This window comes from Arthrobacter sp. Hiyo1 (assembly GCF_001263615.2).
GTDB lineage: Bacteria > Actinomycetota > Actinomycetes > Actinomycetales > Micrococcaceae > Arthrobacter.
In genome coordinates this window covers 689,081-691,252 of the sequence record NZ_DF952468.1, presented here as the reverse complement: position 1 = coordinate 691,252, position 2,172 = coordinate 689,081, and the positions used below count along the sequence as shown (strand labels likewise).

Below are 2,172 nucleotides of genomic sequence, written 5' to 3'. Positions count from 1 at the left end.
GCACGCATGCCGGAATCCTCGGATTCCCCGGGACGAACGAGCTTGCGGTGAGCGACCCGGGGCTGAAGGTGGGCGTCGACCCGCCACGGTATTCGACCATCAATCTCTCCAACGGTGCGCTCACGCCGGCGACCCTCGCGGGAGGCGCCGCCCCGGAGAACAACCAAAGCGCCACGACCACCGTGGGCCAGCCCGTGATCCTCGACGGTTCGGGGCAGTTTGCGCAGGTGGTGAGAAAGTTCGACGCCGGAAAGGAGACCTCATTGGTCAATCTCACCGACCGGAACGGATCGCGCGTGCTCTACCGGCCTGACGCTGCCTGGTCGCGCATCCTGGACACCTGTGTCTCACCGGCCAGCGATTACCTCGCCGTCGAAACAGCGGCACCCCAATATGCGGGCGACCAATACCCGGTCCGCCCCGAACCGACTCCCATGCGGACAGACCTCGTGGACTTGAAATCGGGCACTGTCGTGAAAAGCGTTCCCGGTTTCCTCCCCAGTTGGTGCGGGTGAACATACCCGGGCAACGGCCGGCCATCGTGGTCTGATGCTCCCGCGGGCAAAGAAAAACACCCCGGTCCGAAGACCGGGGTGTTACCGATGACCCGACTCATCCATGAGGGATGTCTCGACTCATCACAAAAAGTGGAGATGGGGGGAATTGAACCCCCGTCCGATGTCGTGTTGTCAGGGCTTCTCCGGGCGCAGTTCGCGTCGGACTTTCTCGGCCCCAGCTATCCTGCGAACAAGTAGCTGATCCGGGCCCAGTCATCTAAGAGTCCCGCTTGCCTCGATGACGAAGGCAAACAGCAGTGGCTATCTAAATGACGCCAGGATCCGGGGCAATAGCAACCTCGGGCTGACGGACTGTCTTACTGCTTAGGCAGCAAGAGCGAAGTCAGTGCGCTTAGAATTGGCACTTATTGGTTTGCAGACAGCGTTTACGAGATAATTCTGCATCCTCGGCCCGCTTCACCTGTCGCGACTAACATCGTCGAAACCGATCATCCCCGTATTTTGTTATCAATCCCCGCAGGACAACGACCGCCCGAAAACGACCACCTAAAAACCTGCCGGGTTAATCATCATAACGCATCGCGGCACCCGAACATTCCGGGACACGCCTTGGCTGCCTACCCGCGTGGCGGCCTGGGGGAAATCAACGGCGGTTGCGCTCGCGCAGTTCGCGGAGCGATTCGCGCTTGTCCTGCTGCTCACGCAGGGTCTGCCGCTTGTCGTAATCTTTCTTGCCTCGAGCCAAGGCGATCTCGACTTTGGCGCGTCCATCCAGGAAGTACAGCTGGAGCGGCACTACGGTCAGCCCGGTCTCGCGGATCTTGCCGGAGATCTTGTTGAGTTCCTCGCGGTGAAGCAACAGCTTCCGACGGCGGCGCGCGGCGTGGTTGGTCCAGCTCCCCTGGTTGTACTCAGGGATATGGATGCCCTCCATCCACAACTCGTCATTGTAGAAGGTGCAGAAACCGTCGACCATCGATGCATGGCCTTCACGCAGGGACTTTACTTCGGTTCCCATGAGGGCAATGCCGGCCTCATAGGTATCCAATATGTGGTAGTCATGCCGAGCCTTGCGATTGGTGGCCACTACCTTACGGCCACTTTCCTTGGGCACGGTAGAACTCCTTGGTTGTCGAAGAATCACACTAGTCTACGCCAGCAGATCCCTGTCGTGTGGGCTACAAAAGGTTCATCGGGTCAACAGCCTGCCCATTAACCCAGGTTTCAAAGTGCACGTGGCAACCGGTGGAGTTACCCGTGGTACCTGAATAGGCAATGAGCTGACCTTGACTCACTTGCTGTCCGGAGGAAACCACCACGCTGGTGTTGTGGTAGTAAACCGTGGTCAGGGAATCACCATTGATGACTCCGTGCGATATCTTGACACGGTTGCCACCGCCGTCGTTGCCCCAACCTGCAGAAAACACCGTGCCTGCAGCGGCTGCGTATACCGGCGTTCCGCAGGGGGCACCGAAGTCGATGCCCGTGTGCATATAGCCGCCCTGGCCGTAGAAATCGATGGTTCCAGGCGGCGTCGCACGCCAACCGAAGCCTGACGTGATCGGGATGTTCGCAGGCACCGGGTGAATCAGGCCGAAGTTCGAGCGCGGGTTGCTCGCCGGTGGGACAAAAGGCTGCGGGGCTGCCTGGTTTT

3 protein-coding genes and 1 other RNA gene are annotated in these 2,172 nt (G+C 59.8%); 1 reads left to right on the top strand and 3 read right to left on the bottom strand.

The genetic code is table 11. The annotated features are described in order from the left end of the window. A partial coding sequence (locus AHiyo1_RS03055) for a hypothetical protein (protein WP_216363124.1) occupies window positions 1-515 on the top strand: 515 nt, incomplete at its 5' end. A gap of 130 nt (window positions 516-645) precedes the next feature. Here the strand turns inward: AHiyo1_RS03055 and ssrA are convergent. From ssrA to AHiyo1_RS26110, 3 genes are all read right to left on the bottom strand, one after another. Beyond that, window positions 646-1,014: a transfer-messenger RNA gene (gene ssrA / locus AHiyo1_RS03050) on the bottom strand. Window positions 1,015-1,161: 147 nt separating this feature from the next. Next, window positions 1,162-1,632 carry an SsrA-binding protein SmpB gene (gene smpB / locus AHiyo1_RS03045; protein WP_028264808.1) on the bottom strand — a complete coding sequence of 157 codons (471 nt, stop codon included), beginning with the start codon at window positions 1,630-1,632 and terminating at the stop codon, window positions 1,162-1,164. Between the two features lie 64 nt (window positions 1,633-1,696). Continuing rightward, a partial coding sequence (locus AHiyo1_RS26110; RefSeq protein ID WP_253257132.1) for a M23 family metallopeptidase occupies window positions 1,697-2,172 on the bottom strand: 476 nt, incomplete at its 5' end.